The 341-nt window shown below is 71.0% G+C and carries 1 pseudogene; it reads right to left on the bottom strand.

Annotation, left to right across the window (positions count from 1 at the left end):
* Positions 1 to 341: pseudogene (locus OO48_RS34105) on the bottom strand (hypothetical protein); the annotation flags it as partial.

The raw sequence follows: 341 nt of genomic DNA, 5'->3' as shown, positions 1-341 counted from the left end.
GGTGAAGGGGCTGGAGGTCAGGGTGCCGGTGCCGGCGTCGCCGGCGGCCTTGAAGCCCCACAGGTGGTAGGTGCCCTGCTGGTTGAAGCAGCAGCCCCATCCCCAGCCGGTCTCCGAGCTGACGCCGCCCTGGAAGGCGTTGCCCGTCGCGGTCCACCCCGACAGGTCACCCGTCTCGAACCCGGGGTTCACCAGGACCGAGGCACTGGGCTGGTCGAGTCCGTTGCGGACGTCGTCGAGGCTGATGTGGCCCCAGCCGCCGGTGGCCTGGTCGACGACCTTGATCCGCAGCTGCTGGCCGATGCGGTCGCGCACGTCCCAGGTGACGCGGCGGTACGTCT

Origin of the sequence: Kitasatospora phosalacinea, assembly GCF_000716545.1 — a bacterium.
Classification (GTDB): domain Bacteria; phylum Actinomycetota; class Actinomycetes; order Streptomycetales; family Streptomycetaceae; genus Kitasatospora; species Kitasatospora phosalacinea.
This window is presented reverse-complemented; position numbering and strand designations above follow the sequence as displayed.